The sequence below is a fragment of the Cloacibacterium normanense genome (assembly GCF_003860565.1).
Lineage (GTDB): Bacteria > Bacteroidota > Bacteroidia > Flavobacteriales > Weeksellaceae > Cloacibacterium > Cloacibacterium normanense.
Genome location: NZ_CP034157.1, coordinates 650,563 through 668,956, shown reverse-complemented (window position 1 = coordinate 668,956; position 18,394 = coordinate 650,563). Strand labels below are relative to the sequence as shown.

The following is an 18,394-nucleotide window of genomic DNA, read 5'->3' as shown; positions in this document are numbered from 1 at the left end:
AAAGACATTTAAAACATAAAATTTAACTTAACAAAGCGATGGCATATATTCAGAAAATTCTTTTCGGTAGTCCGGGAACAGGAAAAAGTCACAAAGTTGACAAAGAATTAATTCCGCAAAAACTAAAGATAACTTCATCGGAAAACAAAATCAAAACTGTTTTTCACCCTGAATATACATATGGTGACTTTTTAGGAAAATTAGTGCCACATACAAAAGACAATGGGAAAGTTGAATACAAATTTTTTGAGGGACATTTTTTAATTGCGTTAGCAAAAGCATTAAAGAACATTCACGAAGCATACGACAAAGACGGAGAACTAACAGGAGAAATTCAAAATGTTGTTTTAGTTATTGACGAGATTAACAGAGGAAATTCAGCTGCAATTTTTGGTACAGTTTTTCAATTATTAGACAGAGAAGATGATGGTTGGAGTAGCTACGATATAAATATTACTCAACTTGAGTTTCTAAAACTCTTAGAACTTATTGGCGTAAAATTTACTTACGACAATAAAGGTGAAATTGACGAATACAAATTACGACCTCACGATGGTTTGAAACAATTAAAGTCGCTACAAGAAAAAATACCTTATCTCAATTTTGACTTAGTAAATAGAAAGGTAAAACTTCCGCCAAACCTTTCAATAATTGGCACAATGAACACGTCAGACAATTCTATTTACTTTATGGATAGTGCATTCAAAAGACGTTGGGATTGGGAATTTATTGACATCAATCCGCCAGCTTCAAACTATTTTAATGACATAGACAGTCAATTACGACCTATTGACAGAGAACTTTGGAAAAAAATGGTTGATACAACCAATAATTTTATCAAAAGTCATTCAGACAAAATCAGAAGAATTGAGGATAAGCAAATAGGTTACTATTTCATAAAAGGTGACACAATCCAACACGAAGCCATAAGAAACAAACTAATGTTTTTCTTGTGGGATAGTGTGTTTTCAAATGAAAAGAAACCTCTTTTAGAATTATTAAATTCAAGTCCAATTAGAGTAAATAATCCGATTACGAAAAACGAACTTGTTACTTTCGGTGATTTTGTACGGTTTTACAAAGAGTTTAATACCGCAATCGTGAAAAAAATAGCTAACTGATGCTGAACCTAAAAGAGCTTACATTTTCATATAAATCGTCAGAATGGCAAGACACATTTGTTGGGATTAAGAAAAACAAAGAAACCGACAAGTTTGAATTTCAATTGCCAAAAGGGTTTCAGCAATTCCCAGCCGATAAATATTCGGCTGTAAAGAATTTGTTTTTTAGAACATACAAAACATACCGAAAATTCTTTGAAGAAAAAAAGAAACTTTCAGACGAAAATCAGCTTGATGGATTTAGCGAATTAGAAAACGGATATTCGTTAGAAGGTAAAGACGGAGAAACTATTTCTTATTCCAAACTTAATATGTTAGATGCAATTCTTGATGCTTACAACGAATTGCTAATTCTTACAATCAAAAACAAACTCTCACGGACGAATGAAGTTGATTATACAAAAATTCATCGTTATTTACACAAAGCCGTTTTTGTTGATGAAGAAACAGTTTTCGTTGACGAAATGGAATTTCCTAAGAAAATTATTGATACAGATAGTCCCACAATTATAGAAATGTTTTGCTTTATATATTCTGAAATAAAACATGCATTAGAAGAAGCAATTGAAAGCAATAGAGTAAGAACACTTTCAAATGAATTTAGAGAAAGGTATTTAACTCACGACAGTTCAATCTTTGAAGAAGAAACTTTTGAAGAAACAATAGCTATTCTAAAAGACGTTTTAGATGAAATAGACAGAACAACACCATATAAAGACAGCGATTATTGGCATTTCTACGATGCGATTTACAAATTTTTATACGGTGAAAATGAAAATCCTGATGATGAAGAAGGTAATGTTTGGGGCATTTCCAACTTTGCGGTTTTGTGGGAAGAATTATGTTTTGCAGATGCACAGGACAGACTTATAGAAACTCAATTACTATTTGCAGACAGATTAGGCGTAATTGAAACCTTTAACGACTTTGATAGCCCTTTTTATTTGCAAATAAATTCACATACTGACAAGAGACGAAAATTACGACCAGACCTTGTTTACACAAATTTTGATGGAACTATTGGACGTGAGCATTTTGAAAAAATCTATTCCATATTTACGTGGAATTATATGGGACATCAAAACCTTAAATTATCCCCGAGACAACAAAATCATGAGTTTTATGAACTTGATGCTCTTTACGATGAATTCCTAAATAAAAATCCAAGATATAGAAGCAATCCAAGTGATGATAAGAATAAATTCATTAGAGCAGAAGATTCCAATGAATTTTTAGAACGAGTAAACAATTATTTTTCTAAGTTTAAAGGAGTTCGTGATTTAATGAAGAAAAAGCCTTGTATATTTAATTTTGACGTAATAGATTACAAATATATCACAGAAGAAAGTTGTTGTGCGAAAAATTTATCAGAAGAAAGACATCTTGATATTAAAAAACAACTTGTATATGAACTTGCATTGCAATTAAATTATTTAGGTAGTTGGACTTTTTCGGAATTTTGGATACCTTATTTTTTTGACGACAAGGAAAAAGACTTTGAAGAAGTTACAGGAGTTAATCAACTATTTACCAAATCAAAAATTACCGTTTACAAACGAAATTTTTTGAAACTACAAGAACTTTACATTACAGAAAATGAGTAGTTATATTATATATTCTTCACCAATTTCATTTAGAAGCAAGTTTAATCCAATCATAGGTTTAAACCCTGAATTTTTGCCTGAATTCAACAACAAGTTTTTACATAACATCTTTCTCAATCTATCACAAACATTATCCATTCCACAAAACAATTTTGAATATTTAGACATTGAAGACTTGATAACCGAAAAGGAGTTTGGTCGAATTTCTATGGAACTTGCAAAACCCTATTTTTATGAAGTTATCTTTGATAAGATTTTCAAACTTGAAAATGGTCGTGTGAGAAATAAAATCAAATACACTTTCACTTACGACATTGAACTGACACCCATTCAAAAAGGTGATTGTCGTTATGGGGTAATAAATTTAGGCAACAAACCTATTTTCTACTATTGTTACGTTGACTTACAAAAAGCAATACAATTTATAAAACAACTTGAATAAAAAAATGGCAAAAAAGGTGCAAAAAACGGCATTGACAAATGAATGAGGAAACAACATACAGACAAAAAGGGCGAACCGCCAACATCGGTTTGGTGCAATGCGGGGCGAAGTGCTTCGTATCAGCATTTGTACGTAATCAAACTTTTGTTCTTCATATGTACGGTAGTACTAAAAATCCCGCACTGCACCAAGCCGTGAACCGTTGTGCGATATGCTTAACTAACAGCTGTCCAAAAATTGAAACGATAGAAAATGAAACAACTAATCATAATACTTTTGGCAGTTTTTCTTTTCCAATCTTGTGGAAACGAAACCAAAAATCGCCAACAGACTGAACCTGAAAAAAAATTAGAAGATAACTCGGTTTTGACTTCTGAAATCAAAAAAATCAACCCTATTATACTTAACGTCAGTGAACTTCCTAACGATATAAAATATGAGGGAAAAATTGTAAATGCAATCAAGTGGACGGATAACTTGGGAGAAAACATTGTCATTACAACTGAAACAGGTATTTATGAGAGTAAAAAATTCAAACACGAAAATGACGGAGGAGATGCAGAAATTTTTGCCTATCATTTTATTGTAGAAAACAACAATGCTAAACAAACTTGGAAAGTTTATGACTACATAAGTGATTGTCCTGTTGATATTGTTGCTGAATTTATTAATAATACGTTTCAAATAACTGACCTTGACAATAATGGAGTTGCTGAAATATGGTTGATGTATAAAACTGTTTGCCACGGAGATGTAAGTCCTTCTGATATGAAAATCATAATGTATGAGGGACAGCAAAAATTTGCAATAAGAGGTGAAAATAAAGTTATGCACGGAATTGATGATGACGGAAATGAGATGTATATGGGAGGAGAATATAAAATTGACAAAGCCTTTTCTGATGGACCAAAAGTATTTTTAGATTTTGCAAAAAAACTTTGGAACAAAAATATAATTGAAACTTGGAAAAATAAGTATTGAAAACAGCACAATCGCACGACAAGGGTTTTGCAATAGTGGGGCGAAGCTGCAAAGTTCAACGGTTGTTCTTCGATTGAACTTTTGTGCAAAATTGAAGATTTGTGCTTCGATTGCCCCACCATCGCAAAGCCCCGAAACGTCCGATGTGGCAAAATCCGCTCCGCTCCTTTTGCAACATCGGTTCGGCGGATTACATCCGCAGATGTTGCTCGTCGCTACGCGAACTTCGCACATCTGTGAATTTGCTAAATCCCAAGAACGGAAGCAAACTTCCTTCTCGGGACTTCGCAAATCCGCCGAACCGTTATGTGCAATTTTATCCAAAGACCCGTTAACAAATTAAGATTTGAATGTTTCAAACAATAATTCTAACAATTTTACTATTCCTAATTCCTGTTTTGACAATTGCATGGAAAAACAGACTTTTTTTCGATTTTACTTTCAAAAAAGTCGTTAGAATATTAAATAAATCACTAATAATTCAAGTTAGTATCGGACTTCTTTTGTTTTTATGTGCATATCTTCTTGATAGAAATTATAGGAACGATATTGTATATGAAACAATAATTGAAACCTCATCAATACTGTCCTAAATAAAAATTATTAAAAATAGAAACAGCCTAAATACCTATTTTACATTTAGCTTTACATTTAATTTCAAAAAAGAACCCCTTGATAATAGTTTTTGGGGGTTTCAGGCGGTTGCTCAAATGGTTTGTCGAGCCAAAATTGAAGATTAATTTTAACAAAAATATTCAATCGGATAAAAGCTACCAGATTTGATAATTGCCAATTATATTTAGCGATGGATTTCAGGTATTTCAGAATGAGAATAGTGATAAGTGCCGTCCAAATTTGGATTTTCACTGCATTTTCAGAAGTTCCAATGAAGGTTTTGATGTGAAGCAACTGCTTGATATCTCTAAAAAAGATCTCAATTTGCCATCTTTGCTTGTATAATTCTGCTATGGTAGAAGCAGCCCAAGAGAAATTATTGGAAATCATTTCAATGGTTTGCTTGTTTTCATTATCCCAAATAGCCACTCTTCTTAATTTTTTTGGATATTTTTCTTTGGATAAAGGATTTGAGAGTACTATTTCTTCGTCTTTTAGGATGCTTTGAGCTCCTTTTGGTGGAAGTTCTCGTTCCTGTAAAGTTTCAAATTTCAGATTTTCTTTATGTCTTATTACGAAGAAAACACCTTTGCTGTCCCAAATAGAGAGCATTGGAAAATCGTTATAGAATCGGTCTGCAACAATGACTGCTCCCTTTTCCAAAGGAATGTTTTCCGCTCCCTTGTTATCAGCAACACTTCCTTTGGTAATATTCACATAAACAGGAAGTTTCCCGTCATATTCAAGTAAGGTATGCATTTTCACGGCTCCTTTTTTAGTTCGATATGTTGCCCAATCGAACAAAGACAGGCATAGAGAAATAAGGGTAGAATCTAATAAATAGACAGGAACTTTTATTTTGAGTTTTATCCGTCTTTCTTTCGTGTGCTGTCCTAATTGTTCTAATAGTTTGAAATACACGTCTTTAAACAAATCTGCATCTCGTTTTCCATTCTGGTAGCTAATAGAAGATTTGGAAGGTGCTGTTTTTATCCCTAAATGATTCAGGTTTCCTGTGGCACTGCGAAGTCCGTTGGAAATGTCCCGAACCGAAGTGCTTTTGGCAAAATGACAGAAAAGCATAGAAACTAAGTGGTTCCAACTATCAAATCCTTTATTTCGGTAATCGGTTTTCTTCTCAACTACTATTTTTTTGAAAATCCCTCGGTTTATTTTTGAAATGATTTGGGAAAATAATGTTAATTTTGAATCCATAAGAAGGTTTTTTTGTTGTGCAACCTCAAAGATACTTTGAGTTACTTTAATTCCTTCTTATTTTTTTATTTAGGACGCTATTGAAACCTCATATTACTATATTGTTATTGGAATCTTTTACTATTTTCCACCTCTTATCATTCTGAACTTAATAACAAAAAGTTGGAAAAAAGTCTGAAAAGATCTAGGGAATCATAAATAAAAAACGTATGAAATTTAAACTCACTATATTTTTCATAATTATTATCGCTTTAATAGTCAGGCTTTTTTGCGGAATTTATATTCACGACGAGTTTAAAGAGCAAAATTTATTTATTAAACACAAGCCATCTTGGAAATGGAAATTTTATTCGCCTAGTGGAATGTCTGATTTAAAATTTGAAGAAATGACTGAAGAACAAAAGGCTGAACAAAAATATTGGGATGAATTTATTGTTGGAAAACAAACATTATAAAAAAAACTGCACATAACATGGGTTTGGCAAAAGCGGGGCGGAGAGTTATCATTTAGAAGATTTCAGCACTTTTCGCCGCAAAAAATCATTTCGTTTTTTTATTTTTTTGTAATTTTGAAAAAACGAAAATGGTTTTTGCTCGGTTCGGGTTTGGTTGGAATTTCCGTCTATCTTATCCCCGCCTTCGCCAAGCCCTTTCCCGTTATGCACAATTTTACCACAGAAGCGAGTAAGAAACTTCATACTTTATTTTAATGCAAAGGATAAGTCAAATTATCGGAATTTCAATTGGAGTAATTTTAATTTTAACTGTTTTAGTTTCTACACTATTTAAGCAGAATATCAATGTGCCCGAAATCAAAAGTGAAAAAGGAAAAATTATTCATATTGAAAGATTCAAACCTAAAAACAAATGGAGTATTTCTTATAATATTAGGCTTCAAAATGACAACCGATTATTAAAAATATTACCAGAATATTATGAATGTTTTGACTTTGAAAATTTCAAAAGAGAAATAACTATTGGACAAGAAATTGAATTCAAAATCGACCCTAATAAGGGAATTAGAACTACTGAAAACATAGTTTCTATCACTAAAGATGGAAAAGAATATCTTAATATTAACTGCATAAATCAGAAAATAAAAAAAGACAAAATACAATTACCATTAATTTTATTTGGCTTAATAAGTTTATTGACTTTAATCTATTTTGTACAAAAAAGAATAAAAAATAAAAACTGTGCATAACATCGCATTGGCAAAATGGCGGGTTAAGTGCAAAATAGAAACTTTCTGCATATTTAGCCGCCGAATGTGTTCCACATTCAGCTTTTTTTAATAATTTAGCTTCTGTGGAAACACATCGTCTACGTCACTGCTAAATTGAACTTTTAGCCCAATTTATCCGCCACTTCGCCAATGCGTTTCCCGTTGTGCGCAATATTAGAAGCGCGGTATCAAAAAGAAATTTCGGTCTGAAAAATCAAAATTTTGACTTGAATTTAAACTTCTAAAACTGAATGAAATCTGAAATTCTTTGCGCTGATTTTCCTAAATCCAGAAAAAAACTTTGCGAAAAATTTACGGATTTGAGTATCAAAAATTGCGCTGAATTCTTCAAAACGCTGACTGAAAAATGCGCAAAATAATTAAAATCAATCTACAAAAATTCCACTGGATTGTAAAAATTGTGCTTGACTTTTACAAATTTTGCGCTTAACTGCATGAATAAAGTCTACGTGAATACTTTTCTAAAATTCGTGAATAAAATTCTGAAAATCTTTGCGATTTCGTGCGTGAAAAAAATTGTCGTGCTTGATTTTTAATTCTCTGACCTGAATTTAACGAGTTAAATCCAAGTCGCCGAACTAAAAATACTGCGCACAACATGGGTTTGGCAAAAGCGGGGTTGAGAGTTATCATTTAGAAGATTTCAGCACTTTTCGCCGCAAAAAACCATTTCGTTTTTTTATTTTTTGTAATTTTGAAAAAACGAAAATGGTTTTTGCTTAGTTTGGTGATTATAGAAAATTTAGGATTTCTTAGCCCCGCCTTCGCCAAGCCCTTTCCCGATGTGGTCGAAATCCGCTCCGCTACTTTTGCCACATCGGTTCGGCGGATTACATCCGCAGATGTTGCTCGTCGCTACGCGAACTTCGCACATCTGTGAATTTGCTAAATCCCAAGAACGGAAGCAAACTTCCTTCTCGGGACTTCGCAAATCCGCCGAACCGTTAGTGGCAAGGCTATGACGACACAACCCGACAGACAAATCGGGTTCTTTTTGATATTTTGTATTTTAGTAATTGCTTAAATAAACAAATTAACTATCTTTGCAATATGGACAACAATTCTTGCATACGACAACAAGCGGACATTAAACAAATAAATCGCTGTAAAAACCGAGTTTCAGAACTCAACGGCTCGTTTGACTATTTATCGAACGGACTTGAATTAGCGGGAAACAACGTAAGACTGAAAATTCTCTTTCTATTATATGAAGAAAAACGACTCTGTGTTTGTGATATGAGCGACATTCTTGGTATGACAATTTCGGCAATTTCACAACACTTGCGAAAACTCAAAGACCGAAAACTAATTGAAACCGAACGAGAAGCACAAACCATTTTTTACTCATTGACAAAAGAGTATGAAAAAATGCTGAAACCATTTTTTAAAATACTTGACGAAAACAAAATTTTAGAAACATTATGAAAACAGACAAAAAACTAATCGGAGCAGGACTTTTAACAGCAATTGCAGCTTCATTGTGTTGTATTACTCCAGTCTTGGCTTTAGTAGCAGGAACAAGCGGACTTGCTTCTACTTTTTCTTGGCTCGAACCTTTCAGACCGTATTTTATCGGCTTGACAATTTTGGTTCTTGGTTTTGCTTGGTATCAAAAGTTGAAACCTAAAAAGCAAATTGACTGCAACTGTGAGACAGAAGAAAAACCAAAATTCATTCAGTCGAAAATGTTTTTAGGAATTGTAACAGCATTTGCAATCGTTATGCTTGCCTTTCCATACTATTCAAGCATTTTCTACCCAAAGAAAGAAAAGCAAATCAAAGTAGTGGACAAATCCAATATTCAAAAAGTAAAATTTACGATTAGCGGAATGACTTGTGCGAGTTGCGAAGAACACGTAAATCACGAAGTAAATAAATTGACAGGAATAATAAGTTCAAACGCTTCATATGAAAATGGAAATGCAATCATAGAATTTGACAACTCAAAAACAAATATTTCTGAAATCGAAAAAGCAATAAACTCAACAGGATATTTTGTAACCGACAAAAAAGAAAATTAAAATGGAAATCAAATTACAATCAACAATAACTTGCCCCAACTGCGGACATAAGAAAGAAGAAACAATGCCGACAGACGCTTGCCAATATTTTTACGAATGTGAAAAATGCAAACAAGTTCTAAAACCAAAACAAGGCGACTGCTGTGTTTATTGTAGCTACGGAAGTGTTGCTTGTCCACCAATTCAGCAGGACAAAAAATGTTGCTGACAGACGGAAAACAAAGAAGCCCAGCCACTAACAGCGGTTTGGCAAAAGTGGCGGTTCAGTGCTTCGTATGACAGTTTTTCGTAAATTTGAAGTGTGTGCTTCGTATGAACATTTGTGGTTAAATCGCCACCTTCGCCAAGCCGCAAAACGATGTGGTCGAAATCCGCTCCGCTACTTCCGACCACATCGACTCGGCGGCTCACACCGCCTGATGTGCTCTCCGCTTCGCGGACTTCGCACATCATGCGCTTTTGCAAAATTTTCTCATGGAAGCAAAGCTTCCTGTGAAAACTTCGCAAAGCCGCCGAGTCGTTGTGCGCAATATTTTGAAGGGCAGTTATCATTAGAAATTTCGGTCTGTAAAATCAAAATTTTGACTTGAATTTAAACTTCTAAAACTGACTGAAATCTGAAATTCTTTGCGCTGATTTTCCTAAATCCAGAAAAAAACTTTACGAAAAATTTACGGATTTGAGTATCAAAAATTGTGCTTGACTTTTACAAATTTGCGCTTAAAGGCGTGAATAAATTCTGCGTGAATGCTTTTCTAAAATTCGCGAATAAAATTCTGAAAATCTTTTCGATTTCGTGCGTGAAAAAAATTGTCGTGCTTGATTTTTAATTCTCTGACCTGAATTTAACGAGTTAAATCCAAGTCGCCGAACTAAAAATACTGCGCACAACATGGGTTTGGCAAAAGCGGGGTTGAGAGTTATCATTTAGAAGATTTCAGCACTTTTAGCCGCAAAAAACCATTTCGTTTTTTTATTTTTTGTAATTTTGAAAAAACGAAAATGGTTTTTGCTCGGTTCGGGTTTAGTTGGAATTTCCGTCTATCTTATCCCCGCCTTCGCCAAGCCCTTTCCCGTCCGTCCGTTACCTGCAAGCGTAAAACAACGTTCGTGCTAAAAAACGACATTTCGGGAAAATCAAAAAATAACGAAACAATTTTTACCTAACTTTGTAAAATGAAATTTATATCTTTAATATTAGTCGTTTATGTATTGCTGTTATCAGCCGTACCGTCTTTTATTGAGGATAAATGTATGCAGGAACATACCACCGAGCAAGGACAAAACGAACAAGACGAAGATTGCAGTTGCTGTTCGCCTTTTTTTAACTGCAACACCTGTACGGGATTTGTTTTAACCAACTTTCATTTTTCGATTAAACATTCAGTAAAAGAACCCCAAAGAAAATTAGGCACAATGCCAACACCGCCTATTTCAGACTTTCCTTATTCTATTTGGCATCCCCCTCAACTTGCTTAATGTGTAGTGCTTTCGGCACAAACTAATTGTAGGTGGTGTATCACACCGCTATCATTCATTTATTCATACTAAGCATTATTTTTTCAATGAAAAAAATACTCTTTGTGTCATTTTTTATGACACTCAACCTTTGTGTATATGCACAAAATACGTTCAAAGCTGTAATTAAAGACAGCGAAAAAAAAGAGCCTTTAATGGGCGTAACCGCACAGGTAACAGGCACTACAATCGCCACAATTTCCGATGAAAACGGACATATTATATTAACAGGTATTGCAAACGGTTTGCAAGAAATTCAATTTAGTTATATCGGTTTTGCCCAACGTACCGACAGCTTTAATTTTCCGTTAGAAGATACAGCTCCGATTGAAATCCTACTTTATGAACAATCGGTAGATTTGGAAGAAATCGTTATTTCATCAACAAGAAGTACAAGAACTATCCAAAATATCCCCACACGTATTGAGTTTATAGGAAGTGAGGAGTTAGACGAAAAAGGCAATATGAAAGCAGGGGATATTCGTATGCTTTTGGCAGAAAGCACAGGCATCCACGTACAAACCACATCGCCCACAAGTGCCAATGCAAGTATTCGTATTCAGGGGCTTGACGGACGATATACGCAAATTTTAAAAGACGGTTTTCCTATTTATTCGGGTGCTTCGAGCGGATTGGGTTTGTTGCAAATTCCACCGCTTGACTTAAAGCAGGTTGAAGTTATTAAAGGTTCAACATCTACGCTGTACGGTGGTGGAGCAATAGCAGGTTTGGTAAATCTGATTTCCAAGACACCAACGGAAGAAAGGGATTTGCGTTTTCATTTAAACGGAACATCGGGCAGGGGTTTAGACATCAATGGTTTTTACGGACAGAAGTTTAAGAAAATCGGAACGACAATATTTGCTTCGCATAATCGCAACGGAGCTTACGACCCTGCACAAATTGGGCTTTCTGCCATTCCCCAATTTGAAAGGTATGTACTGAACCCTAAATTATTTGTTTACTTCAATGATAAAACAAAAATGAACTTCGGCATTAACACCACCATTGAAAACCGTTTGGGTGGCGATATGCTTTACATCAAAGGCAAAGGCGATAACACACACCAATATTTTGAAGAAAACAAAACACAACGCTATTCTACCCAATTTGTTTTTGACCATACGGTAAACGAAAACAGTTTTGTACAGATAAAGAACAGCGTAAGTTATTTTAACCGCAATACAGCTATTCCCAATTACGAGTTTGAGGGAACGCAAACAGCCACTTTTACGGAAGCAAGCTATACCCACAGCAAAGAAAAGTCAGAATGGGTAACAGGCGTTAATATTTGGACGGACAATTTTAAAGAAAAGCAGATGACCGCATTTCCGTTAAGAGATTACAACCAAACCACATTCGGGGCTTTCGTTCAAAATTCTTTTAAGGCTACGGATTGGCTTCAATTGGAAACAGGTTTAAGAACGGATTACGTGATAGATTACGGAGCTGTTTTTTGCCAAGAATATCGGCACTGTTTCAGATTGCTAACGGATTGACTTCACGTATCGGAGGCGGATTTGGCTACAAAACACCAACCATTTTTACGGAAGAAAGCGAACGCATACAATATCAAAATGTAATGCCTATTGACGATAATACCAATAAATTAGAAAAGAGCTACGGAGCAAATGCAGACATCAATTACCGTATTAATATTGGCGATGATTGGACATTCAGCATAAATCATTTATTCTTTTACACCTATTTGGATAATCCTTTGTTGCTTCAAAATATAGCTACAAATACATATCAGTTCATCAATTCATCGGGCTACATTCATACCAAAGGAACAGAAACCAATATCAAAATCGGTTATGATGATTTTAAATTGTTTTTGGGCTACACCTTTACCCATACCCGATTGATTGAAAACGGAATAAATACCGAAAATCCATTAACACCAAAACACCGCATTAACTCTGTACTGATGTATGAAATAGAGGATAAATGGAAGATTGGTTTGGAAGCCTATTATTTTAGTCCGCAAAAGCTCAATGACGGAACAACAGGTAAAGACTATGTGATGTGTGGCTTTATGGCTGAAAAAATTTGGGAAAGATTTTCTTTGTACATCAACTTTGAAAATTTCCTTGATACAAGGCAGACCCGTTTTAACAACATTTATACAGGCACAATAACCAACCCTGTTTTTAAAGACATCTATGCACCATTGGACGGATTTGTAATTAACGGGGGAATAAAATTTAGACTTTAAGAAGATGAATAAAACCATATTTAATATAACAAAAATGGATTGCCCAAGTGAGGAGCAATTAATCCGTATGAAACTGCAAAACTTTGATACGGTAAAGTCATTGGAATTTGATATTCCCAATAGAAAACTAAATGTTTACCATAGTGGAAACCCAGAGCCGATTTTTTCGGCTTTGGAAACCTTGAACCTAAATACAACGCTGATTTCAACCGAAGAAACTAACGCAGTTGTTGAAACAGATACAAGCAATAGCCAACGGAAACTACTATGGACGGTATTGATTATCAATTTCGTTTTCTTTGGATTGGAAATGTTGTTCGGTATTTTTTCCAACTCAATGGGATTGGTAGCGGATAGCTTGGATATGCTTGCCGATACCATCGTTTACGCATTGGCTTTGTTTGCTGTTGGGGGTACGATTGCAAGAAAAAACAATATCGCCAAATTTGCAGGTTACTTTCAAATCCTGTTAGCCGTTATCGGTTTTGTTGAAGTTATCAGACGTTTTATCGGAATAGAAGCGATGCCCGATTTCAAAACAATGATTATTGTTTCTGTTTTGGCATTGATAGCAAACGTACTTTGTCTTTACCTGTTGCAAAAGAACAAAAGCAAAGAAGCACATATGCAGGCTTCGATGATTTTCACGTCAAACGATGTTATAATCAATTCGGGAGTTATCGTTGCGGGAATTTTGGTCAATTGGTTAAACTCGAGTTATCCCGATTTGATTATCGGAGCTATTGTATTTGTAGTTGTGGCAAGAGGGGCATATAGAATATTGAAATTGGCGAAATGAAACCGAAAGAACGCCAGCAGGTAACATCGGTTTTGCAAAAGAGCGGGTTAAGTGCAAAATTCAACGACAGTAATTATATCACCGCATAAGCCATTTTTATTTCCTTTTTTTGTAATTTAGCAAATAGAAAATGGCTTACGCTACGGTAGTGCTAAACTGAACTTTTGTGCTTCTATTTCCGCTCCTTCGCAAAGCCGTTTCCCGTTATGTGATATGGCATCAAAAATCACGCTCCGAAATAAACTCCACGATTTTGAGTGAATAAAAAAGAAACTGAATCCAGACCAAAAATGCGTGAAAACAAGGTCTGAATTCATTTTCAAACTTGACTGACTGAATAAATTGCGGACTTGACTTAAAAAAACTGATTTCTGACACCATATCACTAACGGAAAATGTGCGTGAAAACAATTTAACGCGTCAAAATAACTCTGCGGAATAAATTCTGTGTGAAAAAACTTCCTGAAAATAAAAATTCTGACTGAAAATCCTACGCAAAATCTTTCCGAAAAAATTTTTGAATTTTAGCGTTCTGAAATTTTAACTGTGTGAATAAATTCGTGCTTGAGTTTTAAAACTGACGCTGAATTTTGAAAATGTTGCTGAATGAAACTTCTGAAAACTGAATCTAACTGAATAAAAAATTATGGAAAATTGCCACATCACATAACATCGTATTGCTAAAATGCGGGATTGAAGGCTCTTGCGTTGAAGATTTTGTGAAATTTAGTCGCAAAAAATGTTTCCGCCTCCATTTTTTTATTAATTTAGTCAGCGGAAAACATTTTTTGCTTCGTGCAGTTTTTAGTAGAAATTTCAGGTGTAAAAGCCCGCACTTCAGCAATACGTTTCCCGATGTGGCAAAATCCGTTCCGCTCCTTTTGCCACATCAGTTCGGCGGATTACATCTGCAGATGTTGCTCGTCGCTACGCGAACTTCGCACATCTGTGAATTTGCTAAATCCCAAGAACGGAAGCAAACTTCCTTCTCGGGACTTCGCAAATCCGCCGAACTGTTAGCGGAAATTTTATACAAACACTATGAAAATTTTTACAGCTCCTGATGGTGTCTTCGAAATTCAAATTCCTATTGATTGGGATTACAGAAATGAAATATTTGGCTTTAAAAATGAATCTCCTTTCAGCTTTGAACCTTTTAAAAATTCATTAGGCTGCTTTCAACTTAGTTACTATAAAAAAGAAAAAGATAAATATCAAGGATTTAAAAATAACCATAATTATTTCCAGAATAATCTAAAATTTGAAAAAGGAATATTAGAAGATAACGACAATTTTAAAATTATAACTTGGGCAACAACTGTTCAAGATTATTTTTTTATGGCAAAATATATTTACCAACCAAAGAAAGTAAATCAAAAAGATATAAACAAAGAAATTGATAAAGTTGAGAATGTGCTAAGCTCACTAATGTGTATTGAACCCAAAAGCAGATTACAAGCAAAACATTTTTTTAGGTTTGAAAAATTTAATGCGGCTTTAGCTGCAACATTTGATTTAAAATATAAAGCATTTAAAAATAAATCTCCAATAGAAATAATTGTATTAAATGCGAATCAAATTGATGCTTATTTAAGGTTAGCCATAGTTTTAAAATATCAAATTTCAGAAAAAACTGATTTATTCAGGCTTGAATATTTGTTTCAAGATGAATCTGACAGACCAATAATGGAAAAACAGATTTATAAAAAAGCTTTAGAACTTCAAATAATTAATCAAATTGTGTATGACAAATTATTTGAATTATATAATAAAAGGAATAAAGTTGTACACAGATATATAATAACGGATATAAAGACTTTCAATTTACACGAATATGCTTATCAATATGAACAGATTGCTGAAGATATTCGTGTAGTTCTCGAGAAAATAGAAAAAGAACAATTTGAAAAAAAAGTTGGCTATTACAAATCAAAAAATCCTCACAGAGAAAAGAATATTAATGAAATAAATTGGTTAAAATCATTGGTCAATGAAAAGCATTTTATGAATAATTTTTATAGAGATTTAAAATAAAAACTTCCGCTAACATCGTATTGGCAAAATGCGGGGGAAAGTTTTCATATAAAATTTTGTAATATTTTCGCCGCCGCTATTTTTCCATTTCGTTAGTTTTATGTAATTTCACTTCATGGAAAAAATATCGGCTCCGTTTGGTCTGAATTGAACTTCCAGTTCACTTCTTCCCGCACTTCGCCAATACTTTTCCGTTAGCTGCAAGTGTATAAAAACTAAAAACTCTAAATGTTTGGCATAGATTTATTATTTTTTGTCTGTATAATTATTTTACTAATTGAAATCTACAATGAAACATTCCTAATGAATTATGGAAGTTTTGCAGAGCGCATTAGACATCTCTTTAGTTTAAAAATGGTTTTTAAAACAATAAAATTAACAGCCTTCTCTTTTTTAATTTATTTGGCGGTTAATAAATTAACAGATTTTACAGATTTAAATCAACAATTTTTTGATAAAAATATATTTATAACCTATTGTGCATTTAGCACAAATTAATTTTTAATTTGTTCAAACTTCTCTTAAATACGAAGAAATTTAGGTATTGAATCATCGTAAAAGAAGTTATTTTCGATACTATTCTTGTTGCTAAACCTTGAAATGTTTTTGCAAAGTTGGTGTTGATTGTGAACTGTCCGCACAATTGCGAGATATTGGTCTCAATACGTTTTCTGATTTTAGATTTTGTTCTTGAAAACTCCACAAAATTATGCTGGTTCTTGCGCATTGGGACTGAAAGATTTATCCTAGAATAGTTGAATAAATCCATTTGAATTTCTTTGCTGATATATCCTCTATCTCCTATTAACAGGCAATTCTGAAAATTTTCTTTAATGTCATTAAGGTAATTAACATCATGAACGTTTGCAGGTGAAAAATCGAAAGAATGAAAGATTCCATTCTTGTCGCAAACTGCATGAAGTTTATAACCAAAATATCTTGACTTCTGTGCAGCACAATATCCAAAAGAAGGTTTAATTTCATCTGTTGCGCAGATTGCCGAGCGATTTGCTCTACTAATTTTGCATATTTCAATTGGCGTTGAATCTACAATAAATACATCGGTAAAATCCGAAAAATTGTTGCTTAAAGTTTCTCTGATCTTTTCAATGTAAGGTAAAAGTTTTCTCTTTCTTTTATTATAGACACTTCTTTCAATTTTTCCGTCCAAATCGGTTCCTGAAATACATCTAAACAGCTGTAATTCAGAGTTAATTGACATGTATTCCGCAGTAACATTAAGTGCCACAAGTTCCAAATCAGACATTTTTGGAAGCCTAATTTGCTTGGTTGTAGTTATATGTTTACAAGTATTTGTCAATTCTTTTAAAATAATATTGTAATTTTGAATGAGATTGTTCATATATTTAATGACTTGGTAATCAACTAAATATACGATTTTTTAATCAAATGGACAATCTTTTTCTTTCTTAATTCCTAAATGCACAACAGGTATTTATAATTCAATATGAAAAAATACATATTTACTTACTACCTGTAATAATCTATAGCCTCTTAATAATATTATCAAACTCTATAAATATATTAGATCAATTTTCTTTTAACAAATATAGTAATGGTAGATTAATACAATTCATTGCTTTTCTATCCTTCATAATCTACAGAATTTTAGCATTCTGTTATACATATGCAATATTTGCTTTAATCTATTTTTTCTTAATAAAGCTTGATAATAATTTCACTATAAGAAATTTAAGAATTTTTGATTGGTATTATGTATCAGACGTTATAAACCAAAGTTATAATACGGGAGTATATTTCTCACTTATCTTAACATTGGTAATTTTCTTTCTTTTTAATAATGCTTTTCTCAAAATCAACAGTAATTTTCTAAACTATCGTACTATTGAAATTTCTTTTTTTGCATATTTTTTCATCACTATAATAATCTGTATTGGTGTTTTTTTTGGCTTTTTTTCGATTTTTAATGCTGTTTATAACATTAGAATTACATCATTAACAGAGTGGTTTAATAAGGAAAATGTTATGGGACTACTTCCTATCAGACTTGCTTCAGTGATGATTCTTTGGAATTTGTTCAAATATATTTATACAGAAACTTTAGAACGGAAGATTTTACCCTTTTTAAGTTTAGCACTTTTTCCAATTAGACATATTAGTAACTATTATCTATCCATAAAAATAGAAAATAGAGAAACGTTATATTTTGCACAAATTGCATTTTACATATTAAATATTGCAATTGCTGAATACTTTGTAATAATTGAATATAAAATAGTTTATCTAAGTATACTTAATTTTGCAATATTATTTATACAAGATGACTTCAATATAATTAATGAATATTCTAAAGGAATGCAATCAATCCTTCCAAGTCATTTTAGAAGAATTCACCTGTTTAATGGAATAATGTTATTTAGTTCAATAATTGCATTGATTTTAACTAAAAGCTATGGAGTTTTGACTATCTATGTAGTTTTGACTATTATTTTAGCTTATCTATATTCATATAACTCTTCATTTATTAATAGTCGAGAATATAAATTCTAAAAACACCTGCAGCTAACAGTGTATTGGCAAAATGCGGGGAGAAGTGCA

16 protein-coding genes and 1 pseudogene are annotated in these 18,394 nt (G+C 33.2%); 14 read left to right on the top strand and 3 right to left on the bottom strand.

Features of this window, described 5'->3' with window-relative positions:
- Window positions 1-38 precede the first annotated feature (38 nt).
- From EB819_RS03155 to EB819_RS03140, 4 genes are all read left to right on the top strand, one after another.
- On the top strand, window positions 39-1,121 hold the full coding sequence (locus EB819_RS03155; protein WP_069798674.1) for a restriction endonuclease: 1,083 nt from the start codon (window positions 39-41) through the stop codon (window positions 1,119-1,121).
- A complete protein-coding gene (locus EB819_RS03150) occupies window positions 1,121-2,725 on the top strand; it encodes a hypothetical protein (RefSeq protein WP_069798676.1) in 1,605 nt (534 codons plus the stop codon). The genes EB819_RS03155 and EB819_RS03150 overlap by 1 nt, the downstream gene beginning before the upstream one ends.
- Window positions 2,718-3,167 (top strand): hypothetical protein, encoded by a 450-nt coding sequence (locus EB819_RS03145; protein WP_069798678.1) that lies wholly within the window; start codon window positions 2,718-2,720, stop codon window positions 3,165-3,167. Before EB819_RS03150 ends, EB819_RS03145 begins: the two co-directional genes overlap by 8 nt.
- Window positions 3,168-3,419: 252 nt before the next feature.
- Complete coding sequence (locus tag EB819_RS03140) at window positions 3,420-4,148, top strand: M949_RS01915 family surface polysaccharide biosynthesis protein (RefSeq protein WP_069798680.1); 729 nt, start codon at window positions 3,420-3,422, stop codon at window positions 4,146-4,148.
- Between the two features lie 657 nt (window positions 4,149-4,805).
- Here the strand turns inward: EB819_RS03140 and EB819_RS03130 are convergent.
- On the bottom strand, window positions 4,806-5,978 hold the full coding sequence (locus EB819_RS03130; protein WP_069799101.1) for an IS4 family transposase: 1,173 nt from the start codon (window positions 5,976-5,978) through the stop codon (window positions 4,806-4,808).
- Between the two features lie 209 nt (window positions 5,979-6,187).
- On the opposite strand from EB819_RS03130, the gene EB819_RS03125 reads away from it, so the two are divergent.
- The 5 genes from EB819_RS03125 to EB819_RS12825 all read left to right on the top strand — a co-directional run bounded on the left by EB819_RS03125 (window position 6,188) and on the right by EB819_RS12825 (window position 9,453).
- Window positions 6,188-6,433 carry a hypothetical protein gene (locus tag EB819_RS03125; RefSeq protein ID WP_069798692.1) on the top strand — a complete coding sequence of 82 codons (246 nt, stop codon included), beginning with the start codon at window positions 6,188-6,190 and terminating at the stop codon, window positions 6,431-6,433.
- A gap of 254 nt (window positions 6,434-6,687) precedes the next feature.
- On the top strand, window positions 6,688-7,182 hold the full coding sequence (locus EB819_RS03120; RefSeq protein WP_069801002.1) for a hypothetical protein: 495 nt from the start codon (window positions 6,688-6,690) through the stop codon (window positions 7,180-7,182).
- Window positions 7,183-8,274: 1,092 nt separating this feature from the next.
- Window positions 8,275-8,649: an ArsR/SmtB family transcription factor gene (locus tag EB819_RS03115; protein ID WP_035679264.1), complete on the top strand. Its 375-nt coding sequence runs from the start codon at window positions 8,275-8,277 to the stop codon at window positions 8,647-8,649.
- Window positions 8,646-9,245, top strand: coding sequence for a mercuric transport protein MerTP (gene merTP, locus EB819_RS03110; protein WP_069796434.1), 600 nt, complete (start codon window positions 8,646-8,648; stop codon window positions 9,243-9,245). Before EB819_RS03115 ends, merTP begins: the two co-directional genes overlap by 4 nt.
- A gap of 1 nt (window position 9,246) precedes the next feature.
- Window positions 9,247-9,453: a GDCCVxC domain-containing (seleno)protein gene (locus EB819_RS12825; protein WP_069796431.1), complete on the top strand. Its 207-nt coding sequence runs from the start codon at window positions 9,247-9,249 to the stop codon at window positions 9,451-9,453.
- On the opposite strand, the gene EB819_RS12735 is transcribed toward EB819_RS12825, so the two are convergent.
- A complete protein-coding gene (locus EB819_RS12735) occupies window positions 9,429-9,797 on the bottom strand; it encodes a hypothetical protein (RefSeq protein ID WP_159429374.1) in 369 nt (122 codons plus the stop codon). The genes EB819_RS12825 and EB819_RS12735 overlap by 25 nt on opposite strands.
- Window positions 9,798-10,421: 624 nt before the next feature.
- Here EB819_RS12735 and EB819_RS03100 point away from each other — a divergent pair.
- The 4 genes and pseudogenes from EB819_RS03100 to EB819_RS03085 all read left to right on the top strand — a co-directional run bounded on the left by EB819_RS03100 (window position 10,422) and on the right by EB819_RS03085 (window position 15,814).
- Window positions 10,422-10,724 carry a hypothetical protein gene (locus EB819_RS03100; RefSeq protein WP_069796430.1) on the top strand — a complete coding sequence of 101 codons (303 nt, stop codon included), beginning with the start codon at window positions 10,422-10,424 and terminating at the stop codon, window positions 10,722-10,724.
- Window positions 10,725-10,810: 86 nt separating this feature from the next.
- Window positions 10,811-12,981 (top strand): annotated as a pseudogene (locus EB819_RS03095) (TonB-dependent receptor).
- 4 nt (window positions 12,982-12,985) lie between these two features.
- The gene (locus EB819_RS03090; protein ID WP_069796428.1) at window positions 12,986-13,780 is read left to right on the top strand and encodes a cation efflux transmembrane domain-containing protein; all 795 of its coding nucleotides are present in this window, start codon (window positions 12,986-12,988) and stop codon (window positions 13,778-13,780) included.
- Window positions 13,781-14,821: 1,041 nt separating this feature from the next.
- Entirely contained in the window at window positions 14,822-15,814 is a 993-nt protein-coding gene (locus tag EB819_RS03085) for a hypothetical protein (protein WP_069796436.1), read from the top strand.
- 484 nt (window positions 15,815-16,298) lie between these two features.
- Here EB819_RS03085 and EB819_RS03080 read toward each other — a convergent pair whose 3' ends face one another.
- On the bottom strand, window positions 16,299-17,177 hold the full coding sequence (locus EB819_RS03080) for an IS982 family transposase (RefSeq protein WP_069797575.1): 879 nt from the start codon (window positions 17,175-17,177) through the stop codon (window positions 16,299-16,301).
- A gap of 644 nt (window positions 17,178-17,821) precedes the next feature.
- Between EB819_RS03080 and EB819_RS03075 the strand changes: the two genes are divergently transcribed.
- Window positions 17,822-18,346, top strand: a complete 525-nt coding sequence (locus EB819_RS03075) for a hypothetical protein (RefSeq protein ID WP_124878656.1) — start codon at window positions 17,822-17,824, stop codon at window positions 18,344-18,346.
- The last annotated feature ends 48 nt before the right edge of the window (window positions 18,347-18,394 follow it).